This window comes from Corynebacterium sp. HMSC055A01 (assembly GCF_001809405.1).
Taxonomy (GTDB): domain Bacteria; phylum Actinomycetota; class Actinomycetes; order Mycobacteriales; family Mycobacteriaceae; genus Corynebacterium; species Corynebacterium hesseae.
This window is the reverse complement of the sequence record NZ_KV797536.1, coordinates 119,056-140,545: the sequence shown is the minus strand read 5'-3', so window position 1 is coordinate 140,545 and position 21,490 is coordinate 119,056. Positions and strand designations below refer to the sequence as shown.

General features: G+C 61.1%; 22 protein-coding genes. 1 reads left to right on the top strand and 21 read right to left on the bottom strand.

All coding sequences use genetic code 11. The annotated features are described in order from the left end of the window. Positions 1 to 2,121 carry a 1,4-alpha-glucan branching protein GlgB gene (gene glgB / locus HMPREF2604_RS02710; RefSeq protein WP_070525273.1) on the top strand — a complete coding sequence of 707 codons (2,121 nt, stop codon included), beginning with the start codon at positions 1 to 3 and terminating at the stop codon, positions 2,119 to 2,121. Positions 2,122 to 2,212: 91 nt separating this feature from the next. On the opposite strand, the gene HMPREF2604_RS02705 is transcribed toward glgB, so the two are convergent. From HMPREF2604_RS02705 to rho, 21 genes are all read right to left on the bottom strand, one after another. Then, positions 2,213 to 2,611, bottom strand: a complete 399-nt coding sequence (locus HMPREF2604_RS02705; protein ID WP_070563045.1) for an arsenate reductase/protein-tyrosine-phosphatase family protein — start codon at positions 2,609 to 2,611, stop codon at positions 2,213 to 2,215. A gap of 47 nt (positions 2,612 to 2,658) precedes the next feature. Then, positions 2,659 to 4,236 (bottom strand): peptide ABC transporter substrate-binding protein, encoded by a 1,578-nt coding sequence (locus HMPREF2604_RS02700; RefSeq protein WP_070525203.1) that lies wholly within the window; start codon positions 4,234 to 4,236, stop codon positions 2,659 to 2,661. A 206-nt stretch (positions 4,237 to 4,442) separates the two neighbouring features. Further along, the gene (locus tag HMPREF2604_RS02695; protein ID WP_070525201.1) at positions 4,443 to 5,372 is read right to left on the bottom strand and encodes a tetratricopeptide repeat protein; all 930 of its coding nucleotides are present in this window, start codon (positions 5,370 to 5,372) and stop codon (positions 4,443 to 4,445) included. Continuing rightward, positions 5,369 to 5,677 (bottom strand): thiamine-binding protein, encoded by a 309-nt coding sequence (locus HMPREF2604_RS02690; protein WP_070525199.1) that lies wholly within the window; start codon positions 5,675 to 5,677, stop codon positions 5,369 to 5,371. The genes HMPREF2604_RS02695 and HMPREF2604_RS02690 overlap by 4 nt, the downstream gene beginning before the upstream one ends. Before the next feature lie 10 nt (positions 5,678 to 5,687). After that, entirely contained in the window at positions 5,688 to 5,972 is a 285-nt protein-coding gene (locus HMPREF2604_RS14260; RefSeq protein ID WP_083299155.1) for a hypothetical protein, read from the bottom strand. Then, positions 5,972 to 6,664, bottom strand: coding sequence for an endonuclease NucS (nucS, locus tag HMPREF2604_RS02685; RefSeq protein WP_070525197.1), 693 nt, complete (start codon positions 6,662 to 6,664; stop codon positions 5,972 to 5,974). The genes HMPREF2604_RS14260 and nucS overlap by 1 nt, the downstream gene beginning before the upstream one ends. A gap of 23 nt (positions 6,665 to 6,687) precedes the next feature. Next, entirely contained in the window at positions 6,688 to 7,173 is a 486-nt protein-coding gene (locus HMPREF2604_RS02680; RefSeq protein WP_070525192.1) for a DUF2550 domain-containing protein, read from the bottom strand. A 197-nt stretch (positions 7,174 to 7,370) separates the two neighbouring features. Next, the gene (locus tag HMPREF2604_RS02675) at positions 7,371 to 7,739 is read right to left on the bottom strand and encodes a F0F1 ATP synthase subunit epsilon (protein ID WP_070525187.1); all 369 of its coding nucleotides are present in this window, start codon (positions 7,737 to 7,739) and stop codon (positions 7,371 to 7,373) included. Positions 7,740 to 7,749: 10 nt separating this feature from the next. Then, on the bottom strand, positions 7,750 to 9,198 hold the full coding sequence (atpD, locus tag HMPREF2604_RS02670; protein WP_010187062.1) for a F0F1 ATP synthase subunit beta: 1,449 nt from the start codon (positions 9,196 to 9,198) through the stop codon (positions 7,750 to 7,752). 3 nt (positions 9,199 to 9,201) lie between these two features. After that, entirely contained in the window at positions 9,202 to 10,185 is a 984-nt protein-coding gene (locus HMPREF2604_RS02665) for a F0F1 ATP synthase subunit gamma (RefSeq protein WP_070525185.1), read from the bottom strand. A gap of 56 nt (positions 10,186 to 10,241) precedes the next feature. Continuing rightward, entirely contained in the window at positions 10,242 to 11,882 is a 1,641-nt protein-coding gene (gene atpA / locus HMPREF2604_RS02660) for a F0F1 ATP synthase subunit alpha (protein WP_070563042.1), read from the bottom strand. A 60-nt stretch (positions 11,883 to 11,942) separates the two neighbouring features. Further along, positions 11,943 to 12,758 carry a F0F1 ATP synthase subunit delta gene (locus tag HMPREF2604_RS02655; protein ID WP_070563039.1) on the bottom strand — a complete coding sequence of 272 codons (816 nt, stop codon included), beginning with the start codon at positions 12,756 to 12,758 and terminating at the stop codon, positions 11,943 to 11,945. Between the two features lie 6 nt (positions 12,759 to 12,764). Then, on the bottom strand, positions 12,765 to 13,337 hold the full coding sequence (locus tag HMPREF2604_RS02650) for a F0F1 ATP synthase subunit B (protein WP_070563036.1): 573 nt from the start codon (positions 13,335 to 13,337) through the stop codon (positions 12,765 to 12,767). 45 nt (positions 13,338 to 13,382) lie between these two features. Continuing rightward, on the bottom strand, positions 13,383 to 13,625 hold the full coding sequence (locus tag HMPREF2604_RS02645; RefSeq protein ID WP_010187073.1) for an ATP synthase F0 subunit C: 243 nt from the start codon (positions 13,623 to 13,625) through the stop codon (positions 13,383 to 13,385). 98 nt (positions 13,626 to 13,723) lie between these two features. After that, positions 13,724 to 14,536, bottom strand: coding sequence for a F0F1 ATP synthase subunit A (gene atpB / locus HMPREF2604_RS02640; RefSeq protein WP_070525178.1), 813 nt, complete (start codon positions 14,534 to 14,536; stop codon positions 13,724 to 13,726). 447 nt (positions 14,537 to 14,983) lie between these two features. Next, entirely contained in the window at positions 14,984 to 15,418 is a 435-nt protein-coding gene (locus tag HMPREF2604_RS02635; RefSeq protein WP_070525176.1) for a Cg1360 family ATP-synthase-associated protein, read from the bottom strand. Positions 15,419 to 15,434: 16 nt separating this feature from the next. Next, the gene (locus tag HMPREF2604_RS02630) at positions 15,435 to 16,610 is read right to left on the bottom strand and encodes an MraY family glycosyltransferase (RefSeq protein WP_070525174.1); all 1,176 of its coding nucleotides are present in this window, start codon (positions 16,608 to 16,610) and stop codon (positions 15,435 to 15,437) included. Between the two features lie 10 nt (positions 16,611 to 16,620). After that, the gene (locus HMPREF2604_RS02625; protein WP_070525172.1) at positions 16,621 to 17,298 is read right to left on the bottom strand and encodes an L-threonylcarbamoyladenylate synthase; all 678 of its coding nucleotides are present in this window, start codon (positions 17,296 to 17,298) and stop codon (positions 16,621 to 16,623) included. Positions 17,299 to 17,352: 54 nt separating this feature from the next. Further along, positions 17,353 to 18,276, bottom strand: coding sequence for a peptide chain release factor N(5)-glutamine methyltransferase (prmC, locus tag HMPREF2604_RS02620; RefSeq protein ID WP_070525170.1), 924 nt, complete (start codon positions 18,274 to 18,276; stop codon positions 17,353 to 17,355). Between the two features lie 24 nt (positions 18,277 to 18,300). Beyond that, positions 18,301 to 19,377, bottom strand: a complete 1,077-nt coding sequence (gene prfA / locus HMPREF2604_RS02615) for a peptide chain release factor 1 (RefSeq protein ID WP_046648926.1) — start codon at positions 19,375 to 19,377, stop codon at positions 18,301 to 18,303. Beyond that, positions 19,377 to 21,281 carry a transcription termination factor Rho gene (gene rho, locus HMPREF2604_RS02610; protein ID WP_070525168.1) on the bottom strand — a complete coding sequence of 635 codons (1,905 nt, stop codon included), beginning with the start codon at positions 21,279 to 21,281 and terminating at the stop codon, positions 19,377 to 19,379. Before rho ends, prfA begins: the two co-directional genes overlap by 1 nt. Between the last annotated feature and the right edge of the window lie 209 nt (positions 21,282 to 21,490).

Below are 21,490 nucleotides of genomic sequence, written 5' to 3'. Positions count from 1 at the left end.
ATGAACATCCCGGCCTCAGACCTCGAACGCCTTAACAACTGCCGCCACCACGCGCCCCATGATTTTTATGGCTGGCACGACGGAACCGTCCGCACTCGCCGCCCCGGTGCCGAAGCCGTCGAGCTCGTCACCGCTTCCGGCACCACCGCGATGCGCGCGGTTGGGGATGATATCTGGGAGGCCCCGCTTACCGAAGAAGCAGACTACCGCCTGCGCATCACCTACCCGGGCCAGCCCGCCATCGAGGTAGCGGACGGCTATCACTTCCTGCCCACCTTGGGAACATTGGATCAGCACCTCATCGGGGAAGGCCGCCACGAGCGCCTCTGGGAAGTACTGGGTGCAAATCTCAAGAGCTACACCACCGACCTGGGTGAGGTCGAAGGAACCGCATTTGCCGTATGGGCGCCCAACGCGGAGGGCGTGGCCGTGGTCGGTGACTTCTGCGGCTGGAACCCTACCCAGTACCCCATGCGCAGCCTCGGCTCCACGGGCATTTGGGAGGTCTTCATCCCCGGTGTGGGCGAAGGCGAGCGCTATAAGTTTGCGGTCCACGGCAAGAACTCCCCGCGCATTGATAAGGCGGATCCCCTGGCCAAGCGCACCATTGCCCCGCCGGAGACCGCCTCCGTGGTGGCCCGCTCCAATTTCAAGTGGAGCGATGAAGAGTGGATGAGCAAGCGCACCGGGGACCTCGACGTCCCGATGAGTGTCTACGAGCTCCACGTCGGCTCCTGGAAGGTAGGCGCCAACTACAACAGCTTGCGCGAAGAACTCATCCCTTACCTGGTGGAGCACGGCTTTACCCACGTGGAGCTGCTGCCCGTGGCCGAGCACCCCTTCGGCGGTTCCTGGGGTTACCAGGTCTCCGGCTACTACGCTCCCTCCGCGCGCTGGGGCTCCCCGGATGAGCTGCGCGCGCTTATCGACGATTTGCATAACGCTGGCATCGGCGTCTTTATCGACTGGGTGCCCGCGCACTTCCCCAAGGACGAATGGGCGCTGGGCCGCTTCGACGGGCAGGCACTCTACGAGCACCCGGACCCGCGCCGCGGTGAGCAGGCCGATTGGGGCACCTACGTCTTCGACTTCGGCCGCAACGAGGTTCGCAACTTCCTCGTGGCTAACGCCCTGTACTGGGCCGAGGAGTTCCACGTCGACGGCTTGCGTGTCGACGCCGTTGCTTCCATGCTCTACCTGGACTACTCCCGCGAGGAATGGCTGCCCAATATCTACGGCGGGCGCGAGAACCTGGAGGCAGTCCAATTCCTCCAGGAGACCAACGCCACGCTGAACCGTAACCACCCGGGCGTGCTGACCATCGCCGAGGAATCCACCTCCTGGCCAGGTGTGACCGCCCCGACGCATGAGGGCGGCCTGGGCTTTAGCCTGAAGTGGAACATGGGCTGGATGAACGACACCCTGGAGTACTTCAAACACGAGCCGATTCACCGCCGCTACCACCACGGTGAGCTCACCTTCTCCATGGTCTACGCCTACTCGGAGCGCTACGTGCTCCCGTTTAGCCACGACGAGGTGGTCCACGGCAAGGGTTCCTTGTGGGAGCGCATGCCGGGCGATGACTGGAACAAGGCCGCGGGCCTGCGCGCGCTGTATGGCTACATGTTCTCCCACCCGGGCAAGCAGCTGATGTTCATGGGCCAGGAGTTTGGCCAGACCACCGAATGGGCAGAGGGCCACTCCGTGGACTGGTCCAACTTGGAGGGCTGGGGCAACGAGTGGCACCACGGCATTAAGCGCCTGGTGCGCGACCTCAACGCGGTGTACAAGCAACAGCCGGCCCTGTGGACTCAGGACTTTACGCAGGATGGCTTCCAGTGGGTGAAAGCTGACGACGCCAATAACAACATGCTCGGCTACGTCCGCTACGGCAAGGACGGCTCCGCCTTGTTGGCGGTGTGCAACTTCTCCGGTAGCTCGGTGCCCAACTATGACCTCTGGGTGCCGCGCGATGGCGAGTGGGAGCTGCTCATCAACACAGACGACGCCGTCTATCAGGGTGCTGGCAACGACCTTGCCCACCGCGTGCGCTCCGAAGGCAACCACGTACAGCTGCACCTGCCGGCCAACTCGGTGCAGTGGTATGCCTTCCGCGGCTAGTTTCTAAGAACACAACTGCCCGACCTGCCAAAGATCACCGCTGAGATCGAATTCCAGCCGCTAGTTTTGGCAACTCGGGCAGTTGCAGTTTTCAGTCTCGTGCGTGAGTATCGAGGAAAGCTCTTACGCGAGCATCAATGTCATCGCGCAACGCATCCATTCGCTCCCCTCCCTCTAGACCACGCACGGACGGGTCCTCAATCTCCCAACGCTCAGCCACTCCGTCATAGTCGGCATCACCGACGATGATGACGTGATCCACCGAAGACGCGAGGCCGGCATCAAGCAACGTTGGCGTTCCTGACATGTCGGCGCCGACCTTTGCAAGAGAGGCCTGCGCCTCGGCGTTCACGCCCTGCGCACGATGCTGTTCAGTGGTCTTTACGCCTGCGGAGTGAACTTCCCAATCGGGCGCATGCTTCTTAGCTAAGGCAGCCGCCATCTGAGACTTACCGCGGTTGGTATTGCAAAGGAAAAGTACGGAGGTCATGCCTCCGCACTTTAGTCATATTTCGGTGTGCCTGTAGGGCCAGATCCCTAGTTCTTCTTCACCGCGTAGTACACCGGCAGGGACTTCCAGTTGAAGGTCACATCCTCCACGTTCTTCGACCAGCCGCCGACCACGTTCGGGTAGAACAGCGGGATTGAGGGAAGGTCACGCAGCAGCAGCTCCTGTGCCTGGTTGTAGAGCTTCGCGGCTTCCTCCTCATTTGCGGCGCCGTTGGCCTTCACAATCAGTTCATCGAACTCCGGGTTGGAGTACTTCGAGTCATTGGAAGCTACACCCGTGGTGAAGTTTGGCCCAAGGAAGTTACCCATCGAGGGATAGTCAGCGAACCAAGCCGTGCGGTAGGCGCCATCCATACGCTCGGTGCGGTAGGCATCGCGGAAGGACTTGAAGTCCGGATAGGGGTTCCCCACGGCTTGAATTCCCAGCGTGTTGCTGATGTTGTTGGCTACGGCATCGGCCCAGTCTTTGTTGTCACCATCGGTGTTGTAGTTGATCGGGAACGAGCCTTCAAACGCACCGTACTTCTTATCGGCCTCCGCCCACAGCTTCTTGGCTTCCTCCGGGTTATAGTCCAGGTTTTCCGAACCGGGCAGGCTGTCGTTGTAGCCATTCAGCACCGGTGACGTGAACTCGCGGGCCGGTGTGCGGGTGCCATGGAAGATGGTCTCCGCGATCTCCTCACGGTTGATAGCCATCGAGATTGCCTTGCGGCGCAGCGTGCCTTCTTCCCCACTAAAGTGCGGGGTCTCCATGTGGATGGACATTTCCAGGTAGGTAGCAGCCGGCTTGGTTTCTTGGCGGCCGGCCAGGTCCTGCTCATAACTACCGAAGGCAGACGAAGGAATGGCTTCGAGCACGTCGAGGTTATTCGCCAACAGGTCCATGTAGGCTGCGCTGGAATCGGCGTAGAAGGCGAATGCGATGCCGTCGTTCTGCGCTGCGCGGTCGCCCTTGTACTCCGGGTTCGGCTCGATGATCAGGTTCTGGTTGTGGTTCCATTCCTTGATCTTGTAGGGGCCGTTCGACACCGGGGATTCGCCAAAGCCCTGTGGGTCCTCCAGCGCGGCCGCGGGGACTGGGAAGTAAGCGTTGTAGCCTAAGCGGCTCGGAAAGTCGCTCTCCGGTTGGGTGAGTTCGATGGTGAAGGTGCGCTCATCGATGACCTTGAGGCCTTCCATTTCTTTGACGCCTTCCCCGTAGCCCTTGATGGAGGAGAAGAAGCTCTCATTGAGCTGCTCGTTGGCCACCGCGTAGTTCCACGTATCGACGAAAGAATCAGCCGTCACGGCTGAGCCATCAGAGAACTTCAGGTCAGGCTTGAGCGTGACCTTGTAGGTCTTCTCTCCTTCCTTGTCGATGGACTCCGCCATCTCGTTGTGCACGTTGCCGTCGGCGTCGTAGTACACCAATCCGGAAAACAGCATGTCGACGATGCGTCCGCCGCCGTTCTCATTCGTCATCGCGGGAATGAGCCCCTGCTGTGGTTCAGTACCGAGCACGCGAACATAGTTGGATCCGCCGGCACTATCGGAGCTATCGCTTCCGCAGGCGGTAAGGCTAAGAGCAAGAGAGGCGGCGCCAACAACGCCGAGGAGCTTGCGCATGAGAGTCCTCCTGAAAGAGTCAAACAACCATTGTGCTGTATCGCACAAACAGGAATTTAACATGCCATACGTCACATCATTGCTTGAACGCAAAAAAGACCCTCAGGAGAAGACTCAACTGAGTCATCCTGAGGGTCCAGCCCGCGACAGTCCGGGAAGGTCGCTCTCGGGCCCGGCACAAGCTGGCCCCTTTTACTACGCCGTCTTTAATACAACGCGCTGGCCAGCTTCGTGCGCGCGGCCAGTACGCGCGGGTCACCGGAATCAAAGAGCCCAAAGAGCTCCAAGAGGCGGGTCTTGAGCTGTTCCTTCTCGTCCCCGGCGGTGCGCTTCATGGCCTCGATGAGGCGCTCGAAGGCGCGGTCGGGGGCGCCGGCGACGACTTCGGCATCGGCGGCGTCGAGCTGTTTTGCCACGTCCTCTGGGGCGGCATCGGCGGCGGCGATGGGGTCCTCGCTACGGTTAGCCGGATCCAAGCGCTTGAGCAGCACAGTGGTGTCACGCGCCTGCTTAATCTCCGCATTATCCGGCTCGGCGGCCAGAATCTCCTCGTAGGTAGCGATGGCAGCGTCGAAATCGCCACGGTTGAGCGCGTCCTCAGCCAGGCCCAGGCGAGGATCTGCTGCTTCTTCCTCTGGGCTCTCCCCCGCCACATCTTGGTCAGGCAAACCTTTGAGCTGGGGGCCGAGCTTGTCGACGATCGCCGCTACCCACTGCTCTAGGTTCTCGCGCGGCTGCCCGCCCTCGAAGTTGGTGACGGGCTGGCCGGCTGCGATGGCAACGGTGGTCGGCAGATTCTGCACGCCGAAGACCTGCGCCACCTGGGGCACGACATCAGCGTTGATATAGCCCACGATGAACTTGAGCCCACCGGCAGCCGCCATCTCCTCGAAGTCCTTCTTGAGCTGCTCGGAGGCCGGGGAGCGCGGCGAGCCGATCAGAGCGATAACCGGCACCTCCGCGGAACGGCGCACCAAGTCATTCTCAAAGTTCTGCTCGGTGACCTCGAAGAAAGGGGCAATTCCTCCGCCGGAGTTAGCAGCTCCGGCATTTGCGGATTGAGCTTGCGCCCGCGCCTCCGCCTGCTGCTTGATGGCGCCGAGGTCGAGGGCTCCTCCTACGTACGGTCCGGTCACTTATTCTCCTCCAGGTAACGATTAACGGAATCTACTTTTTGGGTTATCTGCCCGGTCACGCCTTCGCGGATATCGGCTTTAATCACCAGGCTGGTACGAGGCGAAACCGCGCGCACGGCATCGGTGGCTTCCTTGATAACCGCGAAGACCTCATCCCACTCGCCTTCCACAAGGGTAAACATGGCATTGGTCTCATTGGGTAAGCCGGAAGCACGGACAACACGCACGGCTTCGGCGACGGCCTCGGACATCTCAGCGCGTTCATCGCCCACGACGGAGGGGGCTACGGAAAAGGCAACAATCATGCCCGCTATCCTACCGCCGCTCCCAGCAGTGCCGGTGCCAATGGCGACGGTCGTCAGCGCGCCCACCGGTATCCCGCGGCCACGCCACGATGTGCGCCACCCCAGGAGGGATGTTTTGGTTGCATCCCGGACACACGTAATACTTCTGGGCGGCGGCACTACCGACGTGCCGCATGAGGAATGGCTCCCCATGAGTCCAGCGTGGTCCGGGAACGGTCTGTGAACCGAGGAACGAGCTTCCATCGCGCGGCAGGGAGCGCGGCTCCTCACGAATTCTGCGGTTGCGGCGTGGCACTAGAACAACCGCAGCTCGTTGGACTCGATGCCGCGCAGCTCTTGGTAGTCCAAGATGACACAGCGGATACCGCGGTCTTCCGCCAAGGTCCGCGCTTGGGGCTTGATTTCCTGCGCTGCGAACACACCGTGGACCGGTGCTAGCAAGTCGTCGCGGTTGAGCAACTCAAGGTAGCGCGTGAGCTGCTCGACGCCATCAATTCCGCCGCGGCGCTTGACCTCGACCGCTACGAATTCATTCTTGGAGTTCTTGGCCATGATGTCTACCGGACCAATCGCGGTGGGGTACTCGCGGCGCACCAGCGAGTACTTCTCCCCCAACGTTTCGATGTGTTCCGCCAACAGCTCCTGCAAGTGGGCTTCCACGCCATCCTTGACCAAGCCGGGGTCTTCTCCCAGATCCATGTCAATCTCCTGGTGGATCTGGGCGATGGTGATGCGCAGCTGCTCACCTTTCGGGTTTTCTACCAGCCACAGCTTCTCTCCTGTGTCCTCGCCGTCGATATCCTCAATCGCCGACTCCTCAAAGGTGCACGGCGGAGTCATCCAGTTCAGCGGCTTATAGGCACGGTCATCCGCATGGATGGACACCGAACCGTCGGCTTTGATGAGGATGAGACGGTCCGCCATGGGAAGGTGGGCGTCGAGGCGGCCTACGTAATCTACGGAGCATTGGGCGATGACAACACGCATGCCCTCTACCCTATCGTTGGGCACTACTTCTTTGGTAAGCGGGTAGCGCGCTGGCGCATCTGGCGATAATCCAACTTCTCTTGGCGCTTCGACGGCGCCGATTCCACCCACGCGTTCAAGGCCATGATCCCGTGCGCATCGGAGGCAATCTCATAGTCCCGCCCATCGATGCTAATCCGGATGATCTGGTGGCCAGAGGGCATAAAAGAAGCCTCGTCATCATCCATTGGGCGGGTGCTGCCCAGTTCGATGTCGAGGCGATTAAAGCGTTTGTTGGCGCGCGGCAATACGGAGCGAAGCTTGAAGTACTCCATATATTCACCGTCATAGCGCACGAGGCCATGACGCCACGTATGGGAGTCCTTCGAAGGAAGCCGGCGCAGAAGGATGCCCGTTCCGCGGGAACGCACCGTAAAAAACCGTACTGCGGCCAGAATGACGACAACCAGAAAAATCAGTGCGCACAGACCTAAAAGAATAGATAGCCCTTGGAGCACCTGAGAGTTCATGGGTTGATTTCCTTCACCGCGAGTAAGAAACGTTGCGTTGATTCTACCGCTCGCGGAGGAGACAATGCTAGTCCTTGCTTGACCTTTGGCGCAGATCACGAAGGAACCCCACCCCCTCTTAGCGAGGGTGTGGGGTTCCTAGGTGAGAGTGGGAAGGGCGGTCATTGCTGCCCGTCGTTTCCCTCTCCGCTCATCCGTTAGCTGTTGAAGCGGCGGGCGGCGCGCAATGCGGCATCGCCACGGGACCTCGTCAGCTCGCGCTCAGACTTCAGGTCTTCCTGTGCCTGTGCTTCATCGACCTCCGAGGCCCAGATGGCCCAATCAGCGAGGACGGTGATCTTGTTCTCGGACACGGAGAGGAAGCCACCCTGGACAGCGGCGACACGACGATCGCCGTCCGCCGGGTGGATGGTCACTACACCATTGTCGATCAACTGACCGACCATGGGCTCATGGCCAGGAAGCACGCCGATCTCACCCTCGGTGGTTTCAGCCGTCACCATGGTGGCCTTTCCGGTCCACAGCAGGCGCTCGACGGAAACCAATTCGGCGGTGATGTCAGCCATGTGCCTCTCCCTACTTCTTCTCGGTCAGCTTCTTGTACGCAGCCTCGACGTCGTCCAAGCCACCCAGGCCGTTGAAGGCCTGCTCCGGGTAGTGGTCGAATTCGCCGTTGCAGATGCGCTCGAAAGCATCGATGGTATCGGCCAGCGGCACGTAGGAGCCCGGCAGGCCGGTGAACTTCTCTGCGACGAAGAAGTTCTGGCCCAGGAAGCGCTCGATGCGGCGAGCACGCTGAACGGTGATCTTGTCTTCCTCAGACAGCTCGTCCATACCAAGGATGGCGATGATGTCCTGGAGCTCCTTGTTCTTCTGCAGAATACCGATGACACGCTGTGCCACCTCGTAGTGGCGCTCGCCCACGATGGACGGCTCCAGAATACGAGAGGTAGAGGTCAGCGGGTTCACTGCCGGGTAAATACCCTTCGAAGCAATACCACGGTCCAACTCGGTGGTGGCATCGAGGTGGGCGAAGGTGGTCGCCGGAGCCGGGTCGGTGTAGTCATCGGCCGGCACGTACACGGCCTGCAGGGAGGTAATGGACTTACCCTTGGTGGAGGTAATACGCTCCTGCAGCACACCCATCTCATCAGCCAGGGTCGGCTGGTAACCCACGGCAGAAGGCATACGGCCCAGCAGGGTCGACACCTCAGAACCGGCCTGGGTGAAACGGAAGATGTTGTCGATGAACAGCAGCACGTCCTGGTTCTGAACATCGCGGAAGTACTCCGCCATGGTCAGGCCGGACAGAGCCACTCGCATACGGACTCCTGGCGGCTCATCCATCTGGCCGAAGACAAGTGCGGTGTCTTGAAGAACGCCCATCTCCTCCATCTCGAGGAAGAGGTCGGTGCCCTCACGGGTGCGCTCGCCGACGCCGGCGAAGACGGAGGTACCGGAGAACTCGCGTGCGATACGAGTAATCATCTCCTGGATAAGAACGGTCTTACCCACACCTGCACCACCGAAGAGGCCGATCTTGCCGCCCTTCACGTACGGGGTCAGCAGGTCGATGACCTTAATACCGGTCTCCAGGATCTCGGTCTTACCCTCCAGCTGGTCGAATGCCGGCGGCTCGCGGTGGATGCCCCACTGCTCGCCGTCGCGGCCCAGACCCGGCTGGTCAAGACAGTCACCGAGGGCGTTAAAGACGTGGCCCTTGACCACATCGCCCACCGGGACGGAAATCGGCTTGCCGGTGTCGGTCACGGCTGCACCGCGGACGAGGCCGTCGGTCGGAGCCATGGACACGGCACGGACGAGGTTGTCACCGAGGTGCTGAGCGACCTCAAGGGTGACGGTCTTTGCAACAGCCTCGAGGGTCACCTCGACGGTCAGTGCGTTGTACAGTGCCGGCAGCCCGCCACGCGGAAACTCCACGTCGACGACCGGACCGATGACACGCACCACACGGCCGGCGGTAGCCGACGACTGTGTGTTCTGCTCTTGCAGAGCTGTAGTCATAATCTAGTCACTTTCTGCGCTTTCGGCGAGCGCCCCAGCGCCACCGACGATCTCTGTGATTTCTTGGGTAATCTGCGCCTGACGGGCCTGGTTGGCCACGCGCGAGAGGTCCTTGACCAGCTCGGTAGCGTTGTCGGTTGCAGACTTCATTGCGGTACGGCGTGCGGCGGACTCGGAGGCCGAGGACTCCAAGAACATCGCAAACAGGAGGCGAGAAACGTACTGCGGAAGCAGCGCTTCCATCAGGGTGTCCGCATCCGGCTCGAAGTCGTAATCAGGAGTGATCTGATTATTCGGCTCGGCGTCGGAAAGCGCGGACTCACCCAGGTTGTAGTCCTCTTCCTCGATAACCGGTACCACCGGCAGCAGCTGCTGCACACGCGCGGTCTGGGTCAGCATGGACTCGAACTCGGTGTACACAACGTGTACTTGGTCGAAACCGCGAACGGTCTCGCCCTCCAGGTGGATACCCTCACGGGTCTTGGCCTGGCCATTCGAACCGGCAACGAAGCCGTCGATAATGTGGCGGCGCACGTCGTGCGTCTTTTCCCAGGTCGGATCCTGCGAGAATCCAGTCCAGCTGCCAGCGACCTCGGCCTCACGGAACTTGTAGAAGCCAACGCCCTTATTACCGGTGACGTAGCGGACGGTCTCGAAACCCTCGCTCTTCAGCAGGGCTTCCAGCTCGGCCGCCTTCTTGAAGATGTTGTTGTTGTAGCCACCGCACATACCGCGGTCAGAAGAGACCACGAGAATGGCGGCTACCTTGGCATCTTCGCGTTCCCGGAGCATCGGGTGATCCAGGGACGTGTGCGCCGCCAGCTTGTTGAGCACGCTGGACAGTTCACGTGCATAAGGCTGTGCCGCTTCTACCCTGGCCTGAGCCTTGGTAATGCGCGAGGTAGCAATGAGCTCCTGTGCCTTGGTGATCTTCTTGGTGGAATTGACGGACCGGATACGGTCACGCAGTTCACGAAGATTAGCCATGGTGTTCGCTCCTCCCTTCTTTTTCTAGACGGTTAATTCTTAGAGCGTGCGAAACTCTATTTGGCCGTCTTGCGGGAGACGTTGAGCTCGGTCTTGTTCACGTCATCCGCGGCGAGCGGGTCAACCGGCGCCTCGGTGCCGAGGTTGTGGCCCTCGGTCGTGCGGAAGGACGGAGTGAAGTCCTTAGCTGCTGCAACAAGTGCATCCTTGGACTCGTCGGTCAGAGCGGTGCCGCTCTGGATCTGCTCGAACACCTGCGGGGTTGCAGAGTTGAGGTGATCGTGCAGCTCCTTCTCGAAGCGGCGTACGTCCTCGACGGGAACGACGTCGAAGATGCCCTGGTCTGCGAGGAAGATGGACACCATCTGGTACTCGACAGGCTGCGGGGAGGACTCGGACTGCTTGAGCAGCTCGACGAGACGCTCACCGCGCTCCAGCTGAGCCTTGGAGGCCGGATCCAGGTCGGATGCGAAGGCCGCAAAGGCCTGCAGATCGCGGTAGGCAGCCAGCTCAAGACGCAGGTTACCGGCGACCTTCTTCATACCCTTGGTCTGTGCGGCACCACCAACACGGGAGACCGACACACCAACGTTAATTGCCGGACGGACGCCCTGGTTGAACAGGTCGGACTCCAGGAAGACCTGGCCGTCGGTAATAGAAATAACGTTGGTCGGAATGAAGGCGGAGACGTCGTTCGCCTTGGTCTCGATGATCGGCAATGCGGTCATGGAACCTGCACCCATGTCGTCGGAGAGCTTCGCAGCGCGCTCCAGCAGACGGGAGTGGAGGTAGAAGACGTCGCCCGGGTAAGCCTCGCGGCCCGGCGGACGGCGCAGAAGAAGGGAAATCGCACGGTAGGCCTCGGCCTGCTTGGTCAGATCATCGTAAATGATCAGGACGTGGTTGCCCTGGTACATCCAGTGCTGACCCAGAGCTGCACCGGAGAACGGTGCCAGCCACTTGAAGCCGGCGGCGTCGGATGCCGGAGCCGCCACGATGGTGGTGTACTCCAGTGCGCCGTGCTGCTCCAGGGTGTGGCGCACACCAGCAATGGTGGAGCCCTTCTGGCCGATGGCGACGTAGATGCAGCGAACCTGCTTGTTCTTGTCGCCAGATTCCCAGTTAGCCTTCTGGTTCAGGATGGTGTCGATACAGACAGCGGTCTTACCCGTCTTACGGTCACCAATGATCAACTGACGCTGACCGCGACCAATCGGGGTCATCGCGTCAATAGCCTTGATGCCGGTCTGCATCGGCTCTTCCACCGGCTGACGCTGCAGCACGGACGGTGCCTGCAGCTCGAGGACGCGGTCCTCTTCAGCGGTGATCGGGCCCATGCCGTCAATCGGCTGGCCCAGGGGGTTAATTACGCGGCCGAGGAATTCCTCGCCCACAGGGATGGAGAGAACCTCGCCGGTCCTCTTGACCTCGTCGCCTTCTTTCAGCGACTCGAAGTTGCCCAAGACCACGACACCGATGGAGTTGGTGTCAAGGTTCTGTGCGACGCCAATCACGCCGCCGGGGAACTCGAGCAGCTCATTCGCCATGACGGACGGCAGGCCCGAAACCTGCGCAATACCGTCAGCTGCCGAAATGACCACGCCGACCTCCTCACGGGAGGCCTCCGCGGAGTAGCTCGAGGTGTAGTTCGCAATCGCGCTACGGATCTCATCGGAGGAGATCGTCAGCTCCGCCATGTTCTTCCTGCTCTCGGTAGTATCTTCCAGCAATTACTTAATCGTTTCTGTCGTTTCGGCTTATGCCATCTGGGCGCGCAGGCGGGCAATCTTGCCTGCCGTCGAGCCGTCAATGACTTCGTCGCCGACGCGGATGGTCATACCACCGAGGAGGCTGGTGTCAACCTCAGAGTGGATGGACATCGCACGACCATAAATTTTGCCCAGCTTTTCAGCGAGTGCTGCGCGCTGGCTATCGTTCAGCTCACCCGCAGTGGTCACGCGCGCAATGGAACGGCCCTGCAGCTGTGCCGCAGTGTCCGCCAAACCGGCGATATCATCAATCGGGTTCTGCTCCGGGCGGCCAATGGCCTGCAGCGCGAGCGCCTCAGTAACCATGGTGACCTTCCCGTAGAGCACGCTTGCCAGCAACCCAACCTTGCGGTCGGTGGTCGCAGTACGGTCTGAAAGCAGCTGGGTCAGTTCGCCTTCGCGGTCAAGCACGCGCGACAGGGAGAAGAGCTCGTCTTCCACCTGGCCCAGCTTGCCCTCAAACTCAGCGCCACGCAGCAGTGCGCGGCGGCCGAGGATGATGAGGCCACGGGCGATATCACGCGGCGTCGACCACTGCGCGGCGGTGGCCTCCTGCAGCACCTGGAGTGCAACCGGGGTGACCTTTCCGCCGAAAAGGGTCTGGGCCAGAGACTTGCGCTCCTCGGAGGTAGCGGCGTCGTCGGTCAGCGCGACACGCAGTTCGCGGTCACCGTCGAGGACGCGGACCACCTCGAAGAGGTCCTGGCCTGCCTGGGTAGCAGTCGCCACCGAGCGGTCGCCGGAGAGGAACTCATCCAGCTTGGACTCAACGGTAGCGAGTGCTTCGCGGCTAGCTGCCTTCATCGTTGCCTACTTTCCGGCCGGTGCCACAGTGTCGAGCTCGGACAGGAAGTTATCAATCGTGGAGGACTGCTTGGTGGCGTCCGAAAGTTCGCCGCCGAGCAGCTTCTCTGCCAGGTTGATGGAGTTCTGTCCGATGTCGGAACGCAGCTCAGACACGACCTGTGCACGGGAAGCTTCAAGCTGCTTCTCGCCGGCGGTCAGGATGCGACGAGACTCTTCCTCTGCAGCTTCCTTAGCCTCTGCCTCGATCAGCTTGCCGCGCTCGCGCGCCTGCTCGCGGATCTCCGCAGCCTCTGCTCGAGCATCAGCGAGCTGAGCATTGTACTTTTCCAGAGCGGCCTTTGCTTCGGCCTGCTGAGCCTCCGCACGCTTAAGGCCACCTTCGATCCGGTCTTCACGCTCCTGCAGCATCTTGTTGTATGCCGGAAGAACAAGCTTCCAGAACACAATCAGGATGATGGCGAACGGAATGATCGACCAGACCAAGTCGTACATCTTGGGCAGAAGGATGGAGTTGCCGCTCTCCAGCGGCAGGGGCTCACTTCCCTCTGCTGCAAGGTAGTAAATGACGTTGTTCATGGGGCTCCGTTCTTAAAGTTCGATTTACTTTGTGTAAAGCGCTCTTTAGAACAGGAAGCCTGCAACGAGGCCGATAAGTGCCAGGGCCTCAACGAAGGCGATACCCAGGAACATGGTGGTACGCAGCTGGCCAGCCATCTCCGGCTGACGTGCCATGCCCTCGACGGTCTTGCCGACGAGGATACCGATGCCCAGACCCGGGCCGATGGTTGCGATGCCGTAGCCGATAGCACCGAGACCCTTGAGGGTGGACTCGTCAGCGGCCTGAGCAAGAATGATTTCGTTCATGATGAAAGTCGTTCCCTTTCAATGTTTTCCCGCGAATTGTTCCGCGGGGGAAGTGGTGGTTTTGGGGTATTTAGTTAACCGCGAGGTTCGCGTTGTTGTTAGTGCGAATCTGCATGCAGCGACAGCTCGATGTATACCGCCGTCAGCAGGGCAAAAATGTATGCCTGCAGGAAGATGACGATAATTTCGTACAGCGTGAACAGAACCGCTGCGACCAGAGTGAGGCCACTCAGTGCGGTCCAACCGTTGAACTGGAAGAAGAAGAAGTTCGTTGCCGAGTACAACAGGACCAAAATGAGGTGGCCAGCCAGGAAGTTCGCCATAAGACGAAGAGCCAGCGTGACTGGACGCATGACAAACGTAGAGAAAGCCTCAATCGGCACAACAAGCACGTGCAGCAGCGGCGGCAGATTAGGAATAACCACCGAGGACTTGACGAACTTGCCGAAGCCAAAGCGCTTTGCGCCGGCGTAAATCATGGCGATGTACGCAACGACTGCCAGCACGATTGGCATACCAATACGAGCATTCGGAGAGATGTTTAGGGCTGGAACGATAGTTGCTACGTTCCAGAACAAAACACCGAAGAAGATCGTGGCCAGGATCGGAAGGAAACGGCGTCCTTCCTTACGGCCCAAGATGTCTTCTGCGATGTGAATTCGTACGAAGTCAATCGCATGCTCCGCTACGTTCTGCAATCCTTTAGGAACCAGCTTCGGGTTCCTGAAGGCGACAACAAAAAGGAGCACCAAGATAGCCGCCATAAACAGGCGGACCAGCATGATGCGATCCAAAGCGAACCAACCGTTGGCGAAATCGGCGAACAGGAGATCGACGACTCCACCATCTTCGGTTACGTGCCCCGGGAAAAATTCTGGATCCAGTTCGGGTGCGTGAAACTCACCCTTCATGGCCAATGTCGTAACGCTCAGCGTTCTCTCCCGTGTTCGGGCCACACAGCTTGTCGAAGGCTATGTGGTGCGATGGACGTCTCAAGCTCTTTGCCCTGCTCACGGACTCCGTCGCACATCAGCGTAAACAGGGCAAGGATAAACCGTACTTTTTCGGGATAGCATGACGCTAACCCGCGGTAACCCGAAGAGAATGCTATCAGTTCGCCCTCAAGTTTTCGCACGTGGGGGCAGCGTTGTGAACCTAAAGGCACAGCCCAGCGCCGTGCGGCCGCATAAAACGCCCACATTCTGCCAAAACCCTACTAAGTGTATTTGGTCACACACCCGCGTTTTCCCACCTTGACGGGGGTAATGAGCGCCCGAAGCGGCGTCATTTCGCTACACAAAAAGCCACCCTCCCGGGGTCACCGGGAGCAGTGGCTCACTGAAAAAGGTCGAGAAAGGCTAAGACACGTAAGTCACGTTGGAGGTGACCACGCCCCATACCTCAGTTCCCAACGTCACCGCCAGCGCCAGCAGCACGGTGACGAAGAGGGCCATCGTGTCGTAGAACTCTAGGTCCTTGATCAGCAACAACACCATGATGAGGATGACGACCTTAAGCAACCAGCCACCTAGGACCACAGCCATCGTGGTCGAGGGTGTCGTGCGTGCGGTAATAAGCACCGAGGCCGCGGTAAAGAGCACGAAGCCGCCGCCGATGGCCGCGCCGACGAGTACTCCCCAAATTCCGGGCACTCCGCGAACGCCACCCCAGATGGACAGGGACGCGATGGTTACGACGATAAGGCCGATGACCCCGAGACGCAGGGCGCGCTTGAGGGGGCGACGATGATCGTCGTAGGGCGAAAGCTCTTCGGAGGTCGTTGAATCAGTCACAGCCCCATACCCTACCTCAGGAAGGATCAGTTTCCAGCACCACACTGGTAGCCCGCGGCCGACGCCCAATCTTGCCCTGGCGCAGCGGAATCAGGGTCACGCCGAAGGCCACGCCAAGCGCGAGAACCGCCAAAGCCACGGCCGCAGGGGCCGGAACGATAGAAAAGGAGACGGCCCCAAACGCCACCGCGGAGACCCATAAATAAAGCACCAGTACTGTGCGTCGGTGCGTGTGCCCCAAGGAGAGCAGCCGATGGTGAATGTGCGCCTTATCCGCAGCGAAAGGCGAGCGCCCCTGCGATACGCGGCGAATGACGGCCCAGACAAGGTCCAGGACTGGAATAAAGACCGCGGCGACCACGACGATGACGGGTGACATCAACGCCACAATGTCCACGGTGCCGTACAAAGACATGTTGATCTTGCCGGAGGCAGACGTCGACGCCGCCGCAAGGAGCAAACCAATGAGCATCGCACCGCTATCCCCCATGAAGATGCGGGAGGGCTCAAAGTTGTGAGGTAGGAACCCGGCACACACACCAACAAGAGCGGCGGCGATAATCGCCGGCGGATACGCGGACACTGCACCGCCCTGGTCGTGCAGAACCGTCAGCGAGAAGACCAAGATGGCGCCGCCGGCGATCATGCCCAGCCCGGCCGCCAAACCGTCGAGCCCGTCGACGAAGTTGATGGCATTGATAAGCAGGACCGTAAAGAACGTAGTCAAGAGTGTCCCCTGGACCTGGTCCAGGATGACCGTAGTCCCATCGCCAAAAGGCAGGAAGAGAAGCGTCCACGTCAACCCCAACCCGCTCATGATGGCCGCGGCGACGAGCTGACCGATGAGCTTGACCAGAGCACTCAGCTCTACCAAGTCATCCACCACGCCCACGAGGACGATGGCTGCGGCTGACCACAGCACAGCATTCATCTCAGGCGTGACGGGCATAAAGCCGCGAGTCAAGGCTGGAAGCTGGCCTGCGAGATAGACGGCGGCCGCAAAACCCGTGAACATCGCCACCCCGCCGAGCTGCGGTGTGGGCTGGGAGTGGCTATCGCGCAGGCGAATCTCCGCCACCTGTCCGCTGCGCACTAAGAAGGTGCGCACCAGTCCGGTGGTGAGGTAGGTAAACGCCGCCGCGACAAAGATCACCAACGCTAGCTCGCGCAGCGGCACTCCGGTTCCAGCCACTGAGGTCTCCTTAAGAGGATTGGGCGCCCGGGCGGGTGCGCAAGGACTCTGCGGATACTCCGATGACCTCACCGATCTGCTCAGCGCTCAATGCGCCTTCGCGCAAAAGATAAGGGCGGGAGCCAGACAGGTCGATAATGGTGGATGGCTTGCCTACCTTTGCTTCTCCCCCGTCGAGGTAGACGGTGACGGCCTTACCCAGCTGCTGCTTGGCGGCAATCGCCGTGGTGGGTGGGGTTTGGCCGGAGATATTCGCGGAGGATACCGCCATGGGACCGACCTCGCGCAGGAGCTCGATGGCGATGGGATGCAGCGGCATGCGCAGCATCACCGTACCGCGGGTATCGCCCAAGTTCCAGGGAAGCGAAGGCGCCTGCGGCACGACGATGGATAGTCCGCCCGGCCAGAAGGCCTCGATCAGCGTTTGGGCGGTATCATCCAACGACGCGACAAGACCTTTGACGGTATCCCAGGAGCCCACGAGCACCGGTACCGGCATGTCTGGGCCGCGGTGCTTGGTGGCCAGCAGGCTAGCCACGGCGTCGTTATCAAAGGCATCGCAGCCCAGCCCGTAGAGCGTATCGGTGGGCATCACCACAAGCCGCCCCGACTTGGCCGCCTTGACGGCAAGAGCCATTCCTTCTTCGCGCTCGGCGGCGTCCGCACAGTTATAAATCTGTCCCTGCATTGGTCTCTCCTTTAATCCCGTTCTTGTCGGCTTGTCGACCAATCTTCGACCAATCTACTGTACTCCCCGCTGTGCCGTGACAAAGCGGGCGGTGCCAGTGAGATCCTTGAGCACCTCGATGTGGCTAAATCCTCCATGCGCGCGCAGGGCTTCCTGCACCTGTTGGGAGGTGTCGTCGTCGTGCTCGATGCCCACGCGGCCACCGGGGCGCAGCAGCGCAGCGATGGTCGGGATCATCGCGTTGATGGTTTCCATGCCATCTACTCCCCCGAACACTGCCTCGTGAGGATCCTGGTAGACCTCCGGTTCCAGGTCCGGGGTCTCCGGTACGTATGGCGGATTCGTCAGCACGAGGTCAACGGTGCCGTGCAGCTCCGACAAGAGGTCCGCCTCGGTGACATCCCCTTGGACCACGTGTACGGTTCCCGCCCCGCCGTGCACTGCGGTTGCGGCGTTGCGGCGGGTGTAGGCCAGGGAGGCGTCGGCAAGCTCCACCGCCCACACCTCGGCCTGTGGCACGTAGTGCGCAACGTAGAGCGCGAGCGCTCCGGACCCAGCGCACAAGTCCACGACACGGGGAGATTCCGACGAGTTAGATTCCTTTGTCCCCAACGAGTTAAGTTTCGTCATCTTCCCCGAGTTAAGTTTCGTCAGAAACTTAACTCCCCAGTCGGCGAGCACCTCCGTCTCCGGGCGTGGAATGAACACGCCCGGGCCGACCTCGAGTTCGAGAGGACCGAACCACGCGACGCCCAGGATGTGCTGGAGTGGTTCGCGCGCTTCACGACGCCCCACCAACGCCCCATAGGCCACGTCAAACCCAGGGATCGGTTGCTCGTCGAGGGGGATGTCCATGTGCCCGCGGTGGATGAGGTGGGCGGCCAACAGGCGCGCGTCCCATTCGGGTGAAGGCACCCCGGCAGCGCGAAGGCGCTCCGTGGCATCACGAAGCGCCTTCCTATAGGTGTGAAAAGTCACCGTTAATAACCGTGCCTTAGCCTTCTAGCCCTCGGCCTCGAGGCGCTCGGCGCGCTCCTGGGCCTGCAGGGCCTCGATGAGGTCGTGCATGTCGCCGTTGAGAACGGAGTCGAGGTTATTTGCCTTGTAGCCGATGCGGTGATCGGTAATGCGGTTCTCCGGCCAGTTATAGGTGCGGATGCGCTCGGAGCGGTCCATGGTGCGCACCTGGGATGCACGCTGCTCGCCGGCCTCGGCCTCGCGTGCCTCGCGCTCCATCTGATCCAGGCGGGCTTGCAGCACCTGCAGGGCGCGCGCCTTGTTCTGGATCTGGGAGCGCTCCTTCTGACAGGTCACCACCAGGCCCGTGGGCAGGTGGGTAATGCGCACGGCGGAGTCGGTGGTGTTCACGCCCTGGCCGCCCTTACCGGAGGAACGGTAGACGTCAACGCGGATGTCCTTGTCATCGATGTTGACTGCTTCGACTTCTTCCGGCTCCGGGTAGACCAGCACACCGGCTGCGGAGGTCTGGATGCGGCCCTGGGACTCGGTCACCGGAACGCGCTGCACGCGGTGGACGCCGCCCTCAAACTTGAACACGCTCCACGCGCCATCACGAGACGGGGTCTTGGATTTGAAGGAGATGGACATGTCTTTGACGCCACCGAGGTCGGACTCGTTGAGGCCCAGGACCTCCCACTGGAAGCCGGCCTTGTCGGCGAAGCGCTCGTACATGCGGGCTAGGTCGCCAGCGAAAAGTGCTGCCTCTTCGCCGCCGGCACCGGCCTTGATCTCCATGATGATGTCCTCAGAGTCCTGCTCATCGCGCGGAGCAAGCAGATCCGCGAGCTTCTCCTCCAGTTCCACGACGAGCGGTTCGAGGCGCTCAACCTCGGGCTGGAACTCGTGGTCCTCATAGGCCATCTCTTTGGCGTCGGCCAGGTCTTGGCGGGCCTGGACAAGTTCATCGTTGACAGCAACGATGGGGCGCAGTTCAGCGTAGCGCTTGGACAGCTTGCGGAACTGCTTCTGATCTCCGGCTACGTCCGGGTCAGCCATCTGCATCTCGATGCCCTGGTACTCGGAGACGATGTCATCAACGAGGGAAACCTGGTTCGACATTATTTGTAGTCCTCCTCATCCATATCTGCCGCCATGGGCGCAGACGAGGCCACCTGCATGAGGAATTCGCCGTTGGAGCGGGTCTTCTTGAGCTGCTTGATCAGCAAATCGATGGCAGCAAAGGAATCCAGGCCGGAAAGGATGCGGCGCAGCTTGGTCATGATGCGCGCCTCCTCCGGAACCAGGAGGAGTTCGTCCTTGCGGGTGCCGGACGGGTTGACGTCCACGGCCGGGAAGATGCGGCGCTCGGAGATGGCGCGGTCGAGCTTGAGCTCGGCGTTGCCGGTGCCCTTGAATTCCTCGAAGATGACCGTGTCACCGGTGGAGCCGGTTTCCACCATCGCGGTGGCGATGATGGTCAGCGAGCCACCGTTTTCGATGTTGCGGGCAGCACCCAAGAAGCGCTTCGGCGGGTACAGGGCGTTGGAGTCGACACCACCGGACAGGATGCGACCGGAAGCCGGGGAGGAGTTGTTGTAGGCGCGGCCCAGGCGGGTGATGGAATCAAGGAGGACGACGACGTCCTTGCCCTGCTCCACCAAGCGCTTGGCGCGCTCGATGGCCAGCTCCGCCACGGAGGTGTGCTCTGACGGCGGGCGGTCAAAGGTGGAGGCGATGACCTCACCGTTGACGCTGCGCTGCATGTCCGTGACCTCTTCGGGGCGCTCGTCCACGAGGACCACCATGAGGTAGCACTCCGGGTTGTTCGTGGCGATGGCGTTGGCGATGTTTTGCAGGATCGTCGTCTTACCGGCCTTCGGCGGGGAGACGATCAGCGCGCGCTGGCCCTTACCAATCGGCATGATGAGGTCGATGACGCGGGTGGTGAGGATCTTCGGGTCCGTCTCCAAGCGCAGGCGCTGGTTCGGGTAAAGCGGGGTGAGCTTGGAGAAGTCCGGGCGGTCCTTCGCAGTCGACGGATCCAGTCCGTTGACGGTGTCGACCTCCACCAGCTGGTTGTACTTGCGGCGGTTGCGGCCGTTGCCGTGGGTGTGGGTCGGGCCAGAAACCTTGACCTTGCCGGTCAGCGCGTCGCCGGAGCGCAGCCCCAGGCGGCGCACAAGGTTGTTGTTAACAAAGACATCGGAGCTGGCCGCGCGGTAGCCGGTGGTGCGCAGGAAGGCCACGTTGTTGTCCACGACCTCCAGGATGCCGCCGACTACCTGTACTTCATCGCCCTCGCGGATCTGCAGATCGTTGCCGCCATTGCCGCCACCATCACGGTCACGCCCGCGGCGGTTACGGCGGTTGCGGCGGTTGCGGCGGCCGCCACCATTGTTGTCATCGTCGTTGCGGTGGTTGTCGCGGCGGTTATTGTTGTGGCCGCCACCGTTGCCGCCATTGCCGCGATCGCCGTTATCGGAGTTGTTTCCACCGCGGGACTGGTTGTCCTCGGATTTGCCGTTATTGTCCTCGGCACCGTTGTTGTTCCCATTGCCGTTACCCTTGGCCTCTTCGCGGGCCTCGCGCTCCTGGCGGCGGGCGCGGTTGCGGCGGGCGCGGCGAGCCTGGGAGCGGGACTCGTAACGGTGCTCGTCGTTACCGTCGTTGTGCTCGGACTTATCAGCCTTGTCAGATTTGGCAGCTTCATCATTCTGCTGCTTCGGCTGGTCCTGCTTGCGCTTCTTATCCTGCTCCGGCTGCTCGGACTCCTGGTCAGCGGCGCCGGCAGGGCGAGAAGCCTTGCGGGTAGCGCGGCGCGGCTGTTCGTCCTTCTTGGGCTCCGCTTGGGCAGCGGCCTTCGCGCCGCGTGCTGGCACCTGGCCGGTGGTCAGTGCGGTGATGAGATCCCCCTTGCGCAGTCCGGAGACGCCGCGAAGTCCGCGCTCCGCAGCCAGCTTGCGCAATTCCGGCAGCTTCAGGGACGCGAGATCCTGTGCTGCGGTCTTGTCCGTATCGCTCACGGATATCCTTTCGTCGCTTCACCAACGCGCGCCGTCTATTCAGCCGCACCCGCACTGTGCGTGGTGCCGCTCCACGTGGGCGTTGGAAGCCAGTGTGTAATTGAGATGGTCCGCCGCCACCAGCGAGTTCACGCAACCGCGATCCCCGTGGGCGGTGGTTTTCTTTGGCTCTCCCCCCTCTCCGGCCCTGCGGAGCAGAACGTGAAGAA